The sequence below is a fragment of the Aquitalea sp. ASV11 genome (assembly GCF_016429185.1).
Taxonomy (GTDB): Bacteria; Pseudomonadota; Gammaproteobacteria; order Burkholderiales; family Chromobacteriaceae; genus Aquitalea; species Aquitalea pelogenes.
Genome location: NZ_JAELUD010000023.1, coordinates 22,611 through 37,675, shown reverse-complemented (window position 1 = coordinate 37,675; position 15,065 = coordinate 22,611). Strand labels below are relative to the sequence as shown.

The window sequence follows — 15,065 nt, the reverse complement described above, 5'->3', positions numbered from 1 at the left end:
AATTGTCAAACAATGGCCTGCTTGAGCCGGAAGGACGGGCTGCGGCCCGGTGTATCCTGACAAATCGGCCCGCTTGCTGGTGGCGGGCCGTCAGGTTTCAATCGTGTCCCTTGCTCAAGGATGCCTTCAGCTTGTGCATGCTGAACCACACCACCAGTGCCACCAGCGGAATGGCGATGCCGGTGAGCAGCTCCACATTCAGATGAATGCCGACGGATTCCACCGCAGCCAGCAGGTGGTGCAGCAGGCTCACCATGTAATAGGTCAGCACTCCCACCGACAGGCCTTCCACCGTTTCCTGCAAGCGCAGTTGCAGGGCGGCGCGGCGGTCCATGCTGGCCAGCAAGGCGCGGTTCTGTTCTTCATGCAGCACTTCCACCCGGGTACGCAGCAGCGCAGTGGTGCGTTGCAGGCGGGCGGTGATGCGGTCTTGCCGCCGCAGCACGGTGTCGCAGGTGTTCATTGCCGGGGACAGCCGTCGTTCCATGAATTCACGGAAGGGCTGCATGCCGGAGATGCGCTGTTCGCGCAATTCGCCAATGCGGGCTTCCACCAGACGGTAGTAAGCCTGTGAGGCGGAAAAACGGTACTGGCTTTCCGAAATCAGCTGTTCCACCCGGGTGGCAAGGCCGGTGAGCTCGGACAGCAGTTGTGCGTCCGAGCCATTGCCCTCGCCACTGGCCATGCGTTCGGTGATGGCACGCAGCTCGATACCCAGATTGTCCAGATCGCGCATTTGCTTCTTGGCAATGGGCAGCGCCAGCAAGGTGAGCATGCGGTAGGTTTCCAGCTCGAACAGCCGTTGCAGCATGCGGCCGGACTGGTTGGGGCCCATGGCGCGGTCCACCACCACATAACGGGAGAAGCCCTCGGCCAGGCGGGCATCGGGATGCAGTCGCAGGTCGGTATAGGCCGCGCCGTTGCCATCGCCGATTTCGGCACCAATCAGCTCGCGGCCACCAAACCAGCGGCTGGACATGTCGGCCAGCTCGGTTTCGCGTTCGGCGGGCAACAGCACCGCGTGCAGTGCCACCAGCACCACGCCGGGCAGCTCGCGCAGCCAGGCTGAAGGAATCCGGTCCAGCGGGGTGCGGTCGAACGGGTCGTTGCAATCGCCACTGACAATAAAGGTGTAACGGGCAAACTCGGCATGCAGGGACCAGCGCACCAGCAAGTCGCCTGCGCTGGCCGAGTAATAAGCCTGGCCGGGCAGGGGCGCAGGCAGGCCCATGCGCTGGGCCAGATCGGCCAGTGCCGCGCGTTGTGGTGCGTCGTCAAAGTCGTAATACAGGCTGAGCGAGGTCAGCCGGGCTGGCGAGGGAATGGCGGCATAGGGCCGGGCATGCGCCTCTTCGTTCAGTTCACGGCGCAGGTGATGCGGGGTGAGTGTGGTCATGACAGGTCCTGAAAAAGAAACGGTTTCAGGACTGGGGTGGCCGCCAGCCTGCCCAGTACTCAAACCGCTTGCGCGCATCAGCATACCCGAACGTCGCCCTGGCATACCATGCAATTACCACGCCAGCGCGCCAGAGCGGGCACTGAACACCATTCAGCAAGGCCTGGCGCTGTGATGGCGCCGTTCTGCGGTAGCGGGCTGTGTTGGTTTCCGGACAGCCAGCATGGCCGAGTGGAAACTTGCTTGTCACCCGTCACCGGATTGATAGATTAATTTTGTATAAGTGTAGGTAATAATATTATTAAATCGAATAAAGCTGTCGGGTTAGCATGATGCAACCTCACCATTCTGGAGTCCATCATGAAATTGCGCGCGTTTGCCGGTGTTCTGGCAGCTTTGCTATCCGCTCATGTGCTGGCTGATGCCAGCTTGCTGAATGTGTCTTACGACGTGATGCGCGATTTCTACAAGGACTACAACCCGGCCTTCCAGAAAGCCTACAAAGCGAAGACCGGCGAAACTGTCACCATCCAGCAGTCGCACGGCGGTTCCAGCAAGCAGGCCTTGTCGGTGGCCAATGGCCTGGCGGCGGATGTCATCACCATGAACCAGGCCTCTGACATCGACCTGCTGGCCACGCGCGGCCTGATTCCGGCCAACTGGTCCAGTCGCCTGCCCAATGCCTCGGTGCCGTTTACTTCCACCACGGTGTTCCTGGTACGCAAGGGCAATCCGCACAAGGTGCGCGACTGGAATGACCTGGCCAAGCCGGGTGTGCAGGTGATCATCCCCAATCCGAAAACCTCCGGCAATGGCCGCTACACCTATCTGGCAGCCTGGGGTGCCGGGCTGAAACAGCCGGGCGGCAGCGAAGCCAAGGCGCGCGCACTGGTGACGGGCATCTTCAAGAACGTACCGGTGCTGGATGGCGGTGGCCGTGCCGCCACCACCACCTTCATGCAGCGCCAGATCGGCGATGTGCTGGTGACCTTCGAGAACGAAGCCGAGCTGATTGCCCGCGAATTCGGCCGTGGCAGCTTTGAAATCGTCTACCCGCCGCTGTCGGTGCTGGCGGAAAACCCGGTGGCCATTGTCGACAAGGTGGTGGACAAGAAAGGTACCCGCAAACAGGCGGAAGACTATCTGCGCTTCCTGTGGAGTACCGAAGGCCAGACCATTGCCGCACAAAACTATCTGCGCCCGCAGGACAAGGCCGTGGCACAGAAGTTCGATGCCCAGTTTCCCTATGTGAAAACCTTTACCGTGCAAAGCGTGTTCGGTTCCTGGGCGGCGGTCAATCAGAAGCACTTTGCCGATGGCGGCGTGTTTGACCAGATCTACAGCAAGCGTTAAGCGGAGTGACTGTGAGCAATATCTTCAATCTGCGCCATAGCGTGCTGCCGGGTTTCCGGCTCAGCTTTGGCATTACTTTGTTCTGGCTGGCGCTGATCGTGCTGCTGCCTTTTGCCGCGCTGGTGTATTCCACCGTCGGCATGGGCTGGGACGGTTTTTCCGCTGCGGTGGGCAGCCCGCGGGTAATGGCATCCATCCGGCTGTCCTTTGCCACTGCCGGTCTGTCCGCCCTCATCAACCTGGTGTTCGGCTTTCTGGTGGCCTGGGTGCTGGTGCGCTACCCCTTCCCCGGCAAGCGGCTGGTGGATGCGCTGGTGGATCTGCCCTTTGCCTTGCCTACCGCAGTGGCCGGTATCGCGCTGACTACCCTGTATGCGCCCAATGGCTGGATCGGCCAGTTTCTGGCACCGCTAGGCATCAAGGTAGCGTTTACCCCGCTGGGCATCATCGTGGCGCTCACCTTCATCGGCCTGCCCTTTGTCGTGCGTACGGTGCAGCCGGTACTGGAAGACCTGGAAAAGGAACTGGAAGAAGCCGCCACCTGCCTGGGTGCCAGCCGCTGGGACATTTTCCGCCGGGTGATTTTCCCGGCCACGCTGCCCTCGCTGATTACCGGCGGCACCATGGCCTTTGCCCGCGCCACCGGCGAATACGGCTCGGTCATCTTCATTGCCGGCAATATTCCGATGGTGTCGGAAATCGCCCCGCTGATCATCGTCTCCAAGCTGGACCAGTTCGACCAGCAAGGGGCCACCGCTGTGGCGCTGGTGATGCTGGGCATTTCCTTTGTCTTCCTGTTGTTGATCAACCTGATCCAGTGGTGGGCCGCACGCCGCCACGGTGCGCGTTAAGGGGTAAACATGGCCACTCTGACGACTGAAAGCCGCCCGGTACGCTATGCCCTGACTGCCGTGGCGCTGGTATTTTTGTTCCTCTTCTTGCTGCTGCCCTTGATTGGCGTGTTCTGGGAGGCGCTGCACAAGGGCTGGCAGCTGTACCTGACTGCGCTGGTGGAGCCGGAAGCACTGTCTGCCATCAAGCTGACACTGATTTCCGCTGCCATTGCCGTGCCGCTCAACCTGGTGTTTGGCGTGGCGGCCGCCTGGGCGATTGCACGCTTTGAATTCCGCGGCAAAAGCCTGCTCACCACGCTGATCGACCTGCCGTTTGCCGTGTCGCCGGTGGTGGCCGGGCTGATGTTCATCCTGCTGTTCGGTGCCAATACGGTGGTGGGCGGCTGGCTGCAGGACCACGGCCTGCAGGTGATCTTTGCCGTGCCGGGCATCGTGCTGGCCACGGTATTCGTCACCTTCCCCTTTGTTGCCCGCGAGCTGATTCCGCTGATGCAGTCGCAAGGGGCGGATGAAGAACAGGCTGCCATCGTGCTGGGGGCCAGCGGCTGGCAGACCTTCCGCAAGGTGACGCTGCCCAATATCAAGTGGGGCCTGTTATACGGGGTGATTCTCACCAATGCCCGCGCCATGGGCGAGTTTGGCGCAGTCAGCGTGGTGTCCGGCCATATCCGGGGCGAAACCAACACCATCCCGCTGCATGTGGAAATCCTTTACAACGAATACAACTTTGTTGGCGCTTTTGCCTGCGCCTCGCTGCTGGCCTTGCTGGCGCTGGTGACCCTGCTGGTGAAGTCGCTGGTGGAATGGCGGCTGCACCGCCAGCAACAGGCCTCTACCCTGCGTACTGCCGAAGCCCGCTTGCAAGCCCAGGCGGCACAACCCTGAACCGAATGATGTGAACCGCTGCCAGGGGCGGCGGCCGGAGAACCACGATGAGCATTGAAATCCGCAATATACGCAAACAGTTTGGCCAGTTCACCGCGCTGGACAATGTCAGTCTTGATGTCGCTTCCGGCGAGCTGCTGGCGCTGCTGGGGCCGTCCGGCTGCGGCAAGACCACCTTGCTGCGCATCATTGCCGGTCTGGAAAAACCGGATGCCGGCCAGGTGCTGTTTGGCGGAGCCGACGCCACCAATACCCATGTGGCAGAGCGTCAGGTGGGTTTTGTGTTCCAGCATTACGCGCTGTTCCGCCACATGACGGTATTCGACAACGTGGCCTTCGGCCTGTCGGTGAAGCCGCGCCGCGAACGCCCGTCACAAGAGGAAATCCGCGAGCGGGTGATGAAGTTGCTGAAGATGGTTCAGCTGGACTGGCTGGCCGATGCCTATCCCGGCCAGTTGTCTGGCGGCCAGCGCCAGCGTATCGCCCTGGCCCGCTCGCTGGCGGTAGAACCCAAGGTGCTGTTGCTGGATGAACCCTTTGGTGCGCTGGATGCCAAGGTGCGCAAGGACTTGCGCCGCTGGCTGCGCGACCTGCACAACGACATGCACATCACCAGCGTGTTCGTGACCCACGATCAGGAAGAAGCGCTGGAAGTGTCCGACCGCGTGGTGGTGATGGATCACGGCCATATCGAACAAGTGGGCCGCCCGGATGACATCTACGAACATCCGGCCACGCCTTTCGTCACCCAGTTCCTGGGCGATGTGAACCTGTTCCACGGCCGGGTGGATGCCGGTCAGCTCACCATCGGCAATTACGAACAGGCACTGAGCCAGCATCAGGATGCCGACGGCGACGCTGCCGTGGCCTATGTGCGGCCACATGATCTGGACCTCAGCCTGCAGGCCGAAGGTGCATTGGCGCAAGGCCGGGTCGAACACATTCATGCTGTCGGGCCGGTGGTGCGGGTGGAGTTGCAGCAGGCCGATGGCCAGACCATCGAGGCCGCAGTCAGCAAGGAGCGCTTCCGCGCGCTGGGCATCGTGCCGGGCGATACCGTGTACGTGACGCCGCGCAAGTTGGCGGTATTCCTGAAAGATGCCTCCGGCCAGCAGGACTATGTGATCTGATTCCGTTTTGCCGGAACACTAAAAAGCCGCCCTCGGGCGGCTTTTCTCATGGTGAGCTGTGAGCGCGATGCCAGTACGGTACCCGCTCAGACTCAGGCTCAGACAAACAGCTTGCTGAACAGCCAGTACAGGCTGGCCGACAGGGCAATGGCCACCGGCAGGGTCAGCACCCAGGCCATCAGCAGATTGCGGATGGTATCGATTTGCAGGCCGGAGCGGTTGGCCGCCATGGTCCCGGCGACGCCTGAAGACAAGACATGGGTGGTGGACACCGGCAGGCCAAAGGCATCGGCAGCCCCAATGGTGCTCATGGCCACCAGCTCGGCTGAGGCACCCTGGGCATAGGTCAGATGGGTTTTGCCGATTTTCTCGCCCACGGTCACCACGATGCGACGCCAGCCCACCATGGTGCCCAGGCCAAGTGCAATGGCCACGGTCACTTTCACCCAGGTGGGAATGAACTTGGTGGCAGCATCCAGTTCGCTCTTGAAGGTTTTCAGATTGCCAAGCGTGGCCTGATCCAGATGCGCGTCCTTGCTTTGCAGCAGCAGGCGAATGGATTCCGACGCCAGGTACATGTCATTGCGCACATTGCCCACTGATGCCTGTGGTACGGCTGCCAGCGTGCCGTGGGTTTCTATCTGTTTGCCGATCTGGCCGGTAACCGCCGCCAGCGCCGGCACCACATCGGATTCCCAATGCTGGTTGCGGATATAGCGGGTCAGCACCATGCGCGGCTCAAGTGGAGCTGCAACCGGAGCCGCCTGTTGCAGCGACTGTCGGGTGGCCTGGGCCACCAGTACGAACTTGCCCATTTCGCTGGCCGGCAAGGCGCGGTTCAGGCCATAGGACAGTGGCACCGTACCCACCAGAATCAGCATGATCAGGCCCATGCCTTTCTGGCCATCGTTGGAACCATGCGCAAACGACACACCAGAGCAGGTAAGCACCAGCAGGCTGCGAATCCACCACGGCGGAGCCTCCTTGGTTTCCGGTGCTTCAAATAGCTGCGGCTGTTTCACCAGACGCTTGAGCAGTACCAGCAGCAGGGCAGCACAGAAAAAGCCCACCAGCGGCGACAGCAGCAGCGAATAGCCCACCTTGCCGACCTGGGTCCAGTCCACCCCGCTGGTGCCATCGCGACCATGCATCAGCGCATTGGCAATGCCCACGCCGATGATGGAGCCGATCAGCGTGTGCGAGGAGGAGGCGGGCAGGCCCAGCCACCAGGTACCCAGATTCCACAAAATGGCGGCAATGAGCAGGGCAAACACCATGGCAAAGCCGGCACTGGAACCCACTTGCAGGATCAGTTCCACCGGCAGCAGCGAAATGATGCCAAATGCCACAGCGCCACTGGAGGTCAGTACACCGAGGAAATTGAACAGGCCGGACCACACCACCGCCACATGCGGCGGCAGCGAATGGGTGTAAATCACCGTGGCCACCGCATTGGCCGTGTCATGGAAGCCATTGACGAACTCGAAGCCCAGCGCGATCAGCAAGGCCAGAATCAACAGCAGGATGGAAATCCAGCTGCCATGGCGGGCCATGGTGTCATTGACATCGTGAAACAGGTTCAGCCCGGCAAACAGCAAGCCGCCTATCAGCAAGGCCACAAACAATAAAACCGTGCTGCTGTTGGTTGGGCGGTGTACTGCCGTTGCGGCCGTACTGCGGCTGAGTGCCACCTCGGAAGACTGGTTCATGCAAGCTCCTTGAGAATATTCAAAGAGCATTGATAACCGAGGCAGATTGCAAGGGAGTGACAATAAGCTGTCGTTGATTGAATTAAAACAAAACTTAATATATTGCTGTTGCATGCACCTGCCTGTAGCAGCCACACCGCAGTGTGGCTGTCATCAAATCTAGCGCTTGCGGTGATGAGCAACCAGCCGCGCCAGCGCCGCGCTGACCAGCGGGTTGCTTACCTGCTGGGCACCGGCTTCGATTTCGGCCAGTGCTTGTTGGCTGATGCCAATGCGCTTGGGTGGCGGTGGCGGTGGCGTCAGGTGGATGTCCACCTTGATACGCACCTTGCTGGCGCTGTAGCCGCGCGCCTCCAGCGGGGCCAGTAGGCTGTTGCCCATCATGCGCAGCCGTGCCGCCACAATGCCGTTATTGGCAAACACCACCAGCTCGCCATCGCGAATGCGCACCGCACGGCAGGCCTCGGCCAGCTGCGGTGGCAACTGGCTGCGGAATACCTGATCCAGCGCCATCAGCGCATTGGCCTCGCGCGTGAGCTGGCGCAGCGTGCTGTCACCACGGGCGATATCTTCAAACTGGCGTTCTGACATGGGAAGTCTGACTGGGTGGAAGCAGGTATTGTAGCCGAATAATGCACAAGGGCCGCCACCCGGGGGGTGCGGCCCTTGTGTCCACTACCATGCAGCAGTTTACTGCCCGCCTTCCATGTCTTCCAGACTGAAGGTTTCGGTGTGGTCGTTGTAGGAGAAGATTTCCGCGTAACGTCCCCAGCTGATCACGGTATCCAGCGTTTCCTCGGCGGCACCGTCGCTGAGCGAGTCTTCCAGCTCCTGTTCAAAGCGCAGGCGCGGCGCGCGCTGGCCGGGGCGTTCCTGCAGTACACGACGAATCCGCGCTGCCAGCGGAATGTGGCGCAGCAGGTGTTCGGCAAACAGCACCTTGCGTTCCTGTGTGCCGTAGTCGGCAAACAGTTTGCCGGCAGCTGTCAGTTCGATATCACCGTCGCGCAGTTCGACAAAACCCAGGTGTTCCAGCGTTTCGGCCACCGGGAACAGGTCGTCCACTTCCAGCAGCAGCTTGCTGCCGATTTCCGGCAGGTCGGCGCGGCCGTTGTACGGTGCGGCGGCCAGCGCTTCCATCAGGCCGGCCATCAGGTTGGTGGACACTTCGGTCAAGGGGCTGCCGATTTCCAGTTGCACCTTGTGCAGGGTGTCGGCGCTGCGGCGCTGGGTCATCAGCGCGTAGATGTCATCCACCATCTTGCGGAATGCCGGGTCCAGCCGGTTGCGCGGATGGGCAAACGGTACCTTGATTTCCGCTACTACCCGGCCGGGGTTGGACGACAGTACCATGATGCGGTCACACATGAACACCGCTTCCTCGATGTTGTGGGTGACGATCAGCACGGACTTGATCGGCAGTTGCTTCTGGTTCCACAGGTCGAGCAGGTCGGTACGCAAGGTTTCTGCGGTCAGCACGTCCAGCGCCGAGAACGGTTCATCCATCAGCAGCAGGGTGGGGTTCACCACCAGGCCACGGGCGAAACCGACACGCTGGCGCATGCCGCCGGACAGTTCACGCGGATAGGCGTTTTCAAAACCATCCAGGCCGATCAGGTCGATGGCGGCCAGGGCGCGGCGGCGGCGCTCCTTGGGTTCCACGCCCAGGGCTTCCAGCCCGGCTTCCACGTTTTGCAGCACGGTCAGCCACGGGAACAGGGCAAAGGTCTGGAACACCATGGCCACGCCTTCGGCCGGGCCGGTCAGCGGCTGGCCGCAGTAGTTCACTTCGCCGCTGCTGGCCTGAATCAGCCCGGCAATGATGCGCAGCAGGGTGGACTTGCCCGAACCGGAACGGCCCAGCAGGCCGACGATTTCGCCTTCATGCAAGGTGAGGTTGACGTCGTCCAGCACCTGGATATCGTCTTCGCCACCCTTGTGATAGCCCTTGTCGACATGCTTGAGGGAGAAGATTTCCTGCCGCAGGGTTGTGGTTTCGTTGTGCATGATTTTCCCCCTGGTCAGTTGAGACGGAGTTTGTTTTCGGCAATGGCGTACAGCGGACGCCACAGCAGACGGTTGAACAACACGACAAACAGCGACATCACGCAGATGCCGAGCAGAATCTTGGGAAAGTCACCAGCAGCGGTCATTTGGGCGATATACGCGCCCAGGCCGTGGGCTGCCAGCTTGTCATCGCCCCAGGACACCATTTCCGACACGATGCTGGCATTCCAGGCACCGCCGGATGCGGTGATGGCACCGGTAATGTAGTAGGGGAAAATGCCCGGCAGCATCACTTGCCGCCACCATTGCCAGCCCTTGATGTGGAAATTGGTGGCTGCTTCGCGGAAGTCATTGGGGAAGGCACTGGCACCGGCCACCACGTTGAACAGGATGTACCACTGGGTACCCAGCACGATCAGCGGCGACAGCCAGATATCCGGGTTCAGCTTGAAGTGGACAATGAACACCACAAACACCGGGAACAGCAGGTTGGCCGGGAAGGCTGCCAGGAATTGGGCAACCGGCTGGATCATCTCGGCCAGGCGCGGACGCAGGCCGATCAGCACGCCCAGCGGCACCCAGATGACGGAGGCCAGCGCAATCAGCAAGGTGACGCGGATCAGGGTGATGAAGCCCAGGCCAACCACCTTGAAGGTTTCACCCAGTCCCACTTCGCTGCTGATGAAGCTGTACAGCCGCCAGCAGACATAGCCTACCAGCAGGGTGATGAAGGCACCCCATACGATATCCAGCCCGCGGGATACGCCGGAGTGGGATTCGGTGTGGATGGCACGCGGCAGGCTGATGTTCAGGCGCAGGCGCGCCAGTTTTTTCAGCAGCTTGCCAAACGGACGCAGGATCTGCTGGATGACGCGGGTGCGCTGGATCAGGTTCAGCACCCAGGATTCCGGTGCCGCCTGCGACATGGTGTCTTCCAGGCGGAACTTGTCGGCCCAGGCCACCAGCGGGCGGAACAGGAACTGGTCGTAGATGATGATGACCACGGTCATGGTGAGAATCACCCAGCCAACGGCCGTCAGGTTTTTCTGCGCAATGGCCATGGCCAGATAGGAACCCACCCCCGGCAGGGTGACGGTCTTGTCACCCACGGTGATGGCTTCGGATGCCACCACGAAGAACCAGCCGCCGGACATGGACATCATCATGTTCCAGATCATGCCCGGCATGGAGAAGGGCACTTCCAGCTTCCAGAACTTCTGCCAGCCGGACAGGCGCAGGTTTTGCGACACTTCTTTCAGGTCGTTGGGCACGGTGCGCAGCGACTGGTAAAAGCTGAAGGTCATGTTCCAGGCTTGCGAGGTGAAAATCGCAAAAATGGCGGCAAATTCAGCGCCCAGCACCCGGCCGGGGAACAAGGCCAGGAAGAATGTCACGGTAAACGAGATATAACCCAGCACCGGCACCGATTGCAGGATGTCCAGAATGGGCACCAGCAATTGGCCGGCGCGGCGGCTTTTTGCTGCCAGCGTGCCGTAGATCAGCGTGAACACGATGGACGCAAACATGGCGGCCAGCATGCGCAAGGTGGTGCGCAAGGCGTATTCGGGCAGGTTGGCCGCATCCAGCGAGATGGGTTCGGTTTGCAAGGCGCTGATCGGGGCCCAGGTTCCTTGAATGCCGGTGGTGGCAAACAACAGGAAACCCAGGATCAGCGGGAAAGCAATCAAGTCCCAGCGATTGGGCAGCAGCCGCTTGGCTGTGGCGGGAATAAACGGACGGATAACGCTAGTCATCAGGCCTCTCCGATTGGTGTGGTTAACCTGGCGGCACGGTGCAGGCCCCGTTCCGCTTCTTCATCAGATGAGCACCATCTTTTGTTATGGCACGGCATGCCGTGGGCAAACATCAAACTGGCTCTGCAAATGCGCACGAATGATAACAAGGCGCTCATAAAATTTTGATGAAATTTGACATTTTTTTGTATGGATTATGTAACGACATGATTCGATAGAAAAATAGCGGGAAATCAGCCATTTGCCGGTCTTTATGCTTGCTCTGCCTTAATTGGCAAATCAGGATTCATTGCCGTGTTGTGAAATTGCTTGTCATGGCAACGATGACAGCTTGTCATGACTGCCGTATGGCGGCGACAAGTTTGGCCCATATGGCTTGATTCAGCGCAAGCTCGCCCCCATAACCTTGTTCTCGGGATGTGCTACACTTTCGCCTATTTTGTTTTATCGGCCCGTCCGGGCCTCTGGATTGGAATACATGATTTCCTCGCTACTCAAGAAAGTATTTGGCAGCCGCAACGACCGTCTGCTGAAGCAGTATCGTCAGGAAGTGGCGCGCATCAATGCCCTCGAAGATGGCATGAAAGCGCTGTCCGACGAGGCTTTGGCGGGAAAAACCGCCGAGTTCAAAAAGCGCATCGCTGATGGCGCATCGCTGGACAGTATCCTGCCGGAGGCCTTTGCCGTCTGCCGCGAGGCCTCGCGCCGCGTGCTGGGCATGCGTCACTTCGACGTGCAGCTGATTGGCGGCATGGTGCTGCACAACGGCAAGATTGCCGAAATGCGTACCGGTGAGGGCAAGACCCTGGTGGGCACCCTGCCGGTGTACCTGAATGCGCTGACCGGCAACGGTGTGCATGTCATCACCGTCAACGACTACCTGGCCAGCCGTGACGCCGGCATCATGGGCCGCCTGTACAACTTCCTCGGCCTGACCGTGGGCGTGAACCTGTCGCAGATGGCGCATGACGACAAACAGGCTGCCTATGCCTGCGACATCACTTACGGTACCAATAACGAATTCGGTTTCGACTACCTGCGCGACAACATGGTGTTCACCACCGGCGAGAAGGTGCAGCGCAAGCTGGCCTTTGCCGTGGTCGACGAAGTGGACTCCATCCTGATCGACGAAGCGCGAACCCCGCTGATCATCTCCGGCCCGGCCGAAGACAATATCGACATGTACCAGCGCATGAACGCGGTACCGCCGCTGCTCAAGCGTCAGGAAACCGAAGACGGCGATGGCGACTACTGGGTGGATGAAAAAGCCCATAGCGTATTGCTGTCCGAAGCCGGTCACGAGCATTGCGAGGACATCCTGGTACAGCTGGGCATGCTGAAGGAAGGCGACAGCCTTTATTCCGCCACCAACATCACCCTGATGCACCACCTGATGGCCGCCTTGCGCGCCCATTCGCTCTTCCATCTGGACCAGCACTACGTGGTGCAGGATGGCGAAGTGGTGATCGTGGATGAATTCACCGGCCGCCTGATGGCTGGCCGCCGTTGGTCGGAAGGCCTGCACCAGGCGGTGGAAGCCAAGGAAGGCGTGGAAATCAACCGCGAAAACCAGACCCTGGCGTCCATTACCTTCCAGAACTACTTCCGCCTGTACGGCAAGCTGTCCGGCATGACCGGCACGGCCGATACCGAAGCCTACGAATTCCAGAGCATCTATGGCCTGGAAACGGTGGTGATCCCCACCAACCGTCCGATGCAGCGCAAGGATGCGCAGGACAAGGTGTATCGTTCGGCACGCGAGAAGTACGACGCCATCCTGGCCGACATCAAGGACTGCCACGAGCGTGGCCAGCCGGTACTGGTGGGTACCACCAGCATCGAAAACTCCGAGCTGATTGCCGAGCTGCTCAAGCAGGCCAAGCTGCCGCACAATGTGCTGAACGCCAAGGAACATGCGCGTGAAGCCGACATCGTGGTACAGGCCGGTCGCCCGGGTGTGATCACCGTGGCCACCAATATGGCCGGTCGTGGTACCGACATCGTGCTGGGTGGCAACCCGGAACCGGAAATCCGCGCGGTACAGAAGGACGACAGCCTGTCCGAGGCCGAGCAGAACGCCCGCATCGAAGCCATCCGTGCCGAGTGGAAGCAACGCCACGACGCGGTGCTGGCTGCCGGCGGCCTGCACATCATCGGTACCGAGCGTCATGAATCGCGCCGTATCGACAACCAGCTGCGTGGCCGTTCCGGCCGTCAGGGCGACCCGGGCTCCTCCCGTTTCTACCTGAGCCTGGAAGACCCGCTGCTGCGCATTTTTGCCTCCGACCGCGTGGCCGCCATCATGGACCGTCTGAAAATGCCGGACGGCGAAGCCATCGAACACCCGTGGGTATCGCGCTCCATCGAAAACGCCCAGCGCAAGGTGGAAGGCCGCAACTTCGACATCCGCAAGCAATTGCTGGAGTACGATGACGTGGCCAACGACCAGCGCAAGGTGATCTACCAGCAGCGTAACGACATCCTGCAGGATGAAGACGTCAGCGCGGTGGTAATCAATATGCGCGAAGGCGTGCTGTCCGACCTGGTGGACCTGCACCTGCCGCCGGAATCCATGGAAGAGCAGTGGGACCTGGTCGGTCTGGAAAAAACCCTGGAAGCCGAATTCCAGCTGGCCGCCCCGGTGGCCGACTGGATCAAGGCCGAATCCACCCTGGATATTCCGGACATCAAGGCCCGCATCATCCAGCAGGCTGCCGATGCCTATCAGGCCAAGGTGGAGCTGGCTGGCGAACAGGTGATGCGCCAGTTCGAACGCAGCCTGGTGTTGCAGATGCTGGATACCCACTGGCGCGAACATCTGGCCGCCATGGACCACCTGCGTCAGGGCATCCACCTGCGCGGCTATGCGCAGAAGAACCCGAAGCAGGAATACAAGCGCGAAGCATTTGAGCTGTTTGCCGATATGCTGGAGCGTATCAAACGCAGCGTGGTCAATGTCCTGATGACCGTGCAGATTCGCGGTCAGGAAGACGTGGACGCGGTCGAACCGCATCAGCATGGCGAGTACGAAATGCAGCATGCCGAGCCGGGCTCTTCGCTGGGTGCCGCGGACGAAGAGGACAATCCCTTCTCGCCCGAAGCGCTGGCTGAGCAAGGCCTGCGCGTGAGCCGCAACGACCCTTGTCCCTGCGGCAGCGGTAAAAAATACAAGCAGTGCCACGGCCGTCTGGCCTGAGTCCGACCTCGTCTGACCATGCCATGAACCAGCAAACGCCCTGCTTTATGCAGGGCGTTTTGCGTAGGTGCAGCTACGTAGCCGGGTACATTTTGCGGTGCAGCAGATGGTGGGCCAAGGGCCGCTCTGCTACCCTTGCAGCTCATAAATATTGATAACACTGGCAGCGACAACATCATGACCTCAAGCGATACCCGAATTTACCTGGCATCCGGCAGCCCGCGTCGTCGCGAACTGCTGGAACAGCTGGGCGTGCATCTGGAACGCATCCATGCCGATATTGACGAATCCGTGCTGCCCGGCGAAAACGCCGTAGCCTATACCGAGCGCCTGGCGCGTGAAAAAGCGGCTGCCGGTTGGGCCGTGGTACAAAAATGTGGTCTGCCCTCGCGTCCCCTGCTGTCTGCCGATACCACCGTGGTGCTGGATGGAGAAATCTTCGGCAAGCCTGCCGATGCTGCCGATGCCGCACGCATGCTGCGGGCCTTTTCCGGCCGCAGCCATCAGGTGGTCACCAGTGTTGCCGTGCGGCAGGACGAGCGGGTAGAACTGCGTAGCAGCATCACTGACGTGCATTTCCGCGCACTGAGCGACAGCGATATCCAGCGTTACATCGACAGCGGCGAGCCGTTTGACAAGGCTGGTGCCTATGGCATCCAGGGCCTGGCGGCGGTGTTCATCGACCATATCGCCGGCAGCTACACCGGCGTGATGGGCCTGCCGATGTTTGAAACCGCAGAACTGCTGGGCCTGTTCGGCCACCCATTCCCTTGAGCGGAGA

The 15,065-nt window shown here is 60.6% G+C and carries 11 protein-coding genes; 6 read left to right on the top strand and 5 right to left on the bottom strand.

Annotation, left to right across the window (positions count from 1 at the left end; all coding sequences use genetic code 11):
• Positions 1-97: 97 nt before the first annotated feature.
• A complete protein-coding gene (locus JHD62_RS09720) occupies positions 98-1,396 on the bottom strand; it encodes a DUF3422 family protein (RefSeq protein ID WP_199102717.1) in 1,299 nt (432 codons plus the stop codon).
• Between the two features lie 360 nt (positions 1,397-1,756).
• Between JHD62_RS09720 and JHD62_RS09715 the strand changes: the two genes are divergently transcribed.
• Genes JHD62_RS09715 through JHD62_RS09700 form a run of 4 tightly spaced genes read left to right on the top strand, consistent with a single transcriptional unit; the run spans position 1,757 to position 5,618 of the window.
• Entirely contained in the window at positions 1,757-2,749 is a 993-nt protein-coding gene (locus JHD62_RS09715; RefSeq protein WP_045846446.1) for a sulfate ABC transporter substrate-binding protein, read from the top strand.
• 20 nt (positions 2,750-2,769) lie between these two features.
• Entirely contained in the window at positions 2,770-3,600 is an 831-nt protein-coding gene (gene cysT, locus JHD62_RS09710) for a sulfate ABC transporter permease subunit CysT (protein WP_199102734.1), read from the top strand.
• A 9-nt stretch (positions 3,601-3,609) separates the two neighbouring features.
• Positions 3,610-4,488, top strand: a complete 879-nt coding sequence (gene cysW, locus JHD62_RS09705) for a sulfate ABC transporter permease subunit CysW (RefSeq protein ID WP_199102716.1) — start codon at positions 3,610-3,612, stop codon at positions 4,486-4,488.
• A 47-nt stretch (positions 4,489-4,535) separates the two neighbouring features.
• Complete coding sequence (locus tag JHD62_RS09700) at positions 4,536-5,618, top strand: sulfate/molybdate ABC transporter ATP-binding protein (protein WP_045846443.1); 1,083 nt, start codon at positions 4,536-4,538, stop codon at positions 5,616-5,618.
• A gap of 98 nt (positions 5,619-5,716) precedes the next feature.
• Here the strand turns inward: JHD62_RS09700 and JHD62_RS09695 are convergent, their stop codons facing one another.
• From JHD62_RS09695 to JHD62_RS09680, 4 genes are all read right to left on the bottom strand, one after another.
• Entirely contained in the window at positions 5,717-7,327 is a 1,611-nt protein-coding gene (locus JHD62_RS09695; protein WP_199102715.1) for an inorganic phosphate transporter, read from the bottom strand.
• 159 nt (positions 7,328-7,486) lie between these two features.
• Entirely contained in the window at positions 7,487-7,918 is a 432-nt protein-coding gene (locus JHD62_RS09690; protein ID WP_199102714.1) for a DciA family protein, read from the bottom strand.
• 99 nt (positions 7,919-8,017) lie between these two features.
• A complete protein-coding gene (locus tag JHD62_RS09685; protein WP_199102713.1) occupies positions 8,018-9,334 on the bottom strand; it encodes an AAA-associated domain-containing protein in 1,317 nt (438 codons plus the stop codon).
• A gap of 14 nt (positions 9,335-9,348) precedes the next feature.
• Positions 9,349-11,088, bottom strand: a complete 1,740-nt coding sequence (locus tag JHD62_RS09680; RefSeq protein ID WP_233160799.1) for an ABC transporter permease subunit — start codon at positions 11,086-11,088, stop codon at positions 9,349-9,351.
• Between the two features lie 478 nt (positions 11,089-11,566).
• On the opposite strand from JHD62_RS09680, the gene secA reads away from it, so the two are divergent.
• The gene (gene secA, locus JHD62_RS09675) at positions 11,567-14,284 is read left to right on the top strand and encodes a preprotein translocase subunit SecA (RefSeq protein WP_199102712.1); all 2,718 of its coding nucleotides are present in this window, start codon (positions 11,567-11,569) and stop codon (positions 14,282-14,284) included.
• A gap of 177 nt (positions 14,285-14,461) precedes the next feature.
• The gene (locus JHD62_RS09670; protein WP_199102711.1) at positions 14,462-15,058 is read left to right on the top strand and encodes a nucleoside triphosphate pyrophosphatase; all 597 of its coding nucleotides are present in this window, start codon (positions 14,462-14,464) and stop codon (positions 15,056-15,058) included.
• Positions 15,059-15,065 lie beyond the last annotated feature (7 nt).

Bases quoted from the DNA above. Each gene is read 5' to 3' on its own strand.
- JHD62_RS09720 (WP_199102717.1), bottom strand. From the start codon at position 1,396: ATGACCACACTCACCCCGCATCACCTGCGCCGTGAACTGAACGAAGAG.
- JHD62_RS09715 (WP_045846446.1), top strand. From the start codon at position 1,757: ATGAAATTGCGCGCGTTTGCCGGTGTTCTGGCAGCTTTGCTATCCGCT.
- cysW (WP_199102716.1), top strand. From the start codon at position 3,610: ATGGCCACTCTGACGACTGAAAGCCGCCCGGTACGCTATGCCCTGACT.
- JHD62_RS09700 (WP_045846443.1), top strand. From the start codon at position 4,536: ATGAGCATTGAAATCCGCAATATACGCAAACAGTTTGGCCAGTTCACC.
- JHD62_RS09695 (WP_199102715.1), bottom strand. From the start codon at position 7,327: ATGAACCAGTCTTCCGAGGTGGCACTCAGCCGCAGTACGGCCGCAACG.
- JHD62_RS09690 (WP_199102714.1), bottom strand. From the start codon at position 7,918: ATGTCAGAACGCCAGTTTGAAGATATCGCCCGTGGTGACAGCACGCTG.
- JHD62_RS09685 (WP_199102713.1), bottom strand. From the start codon at position 9,334: ATGCACAACGAAACCACAACCCTGCGGCAGGAAATCTTCTCCCTCAAG.
- JHD62_RS09680 (WP_233160799.1), bottom strand. From the start codon at position 11,088: ATGACTAGCGTTATCCGTCCGTTTATTCCCGCCACAGCCAAGCGGCTG.
- secA (WP_199102712.1), top strand. From the start codon at position 11,567: ATGATTTCCTCGCTACTCAAGAAAGTATTTGGCAGCCGCAACGACCGT.
- JHD62_RS09670 (WP_199102711.1), top strand. From the start codon at position 14,462: ATGACCTCAAGCGATACCCGAATTTACCTGGCATCCGGCAGCCCGCGT.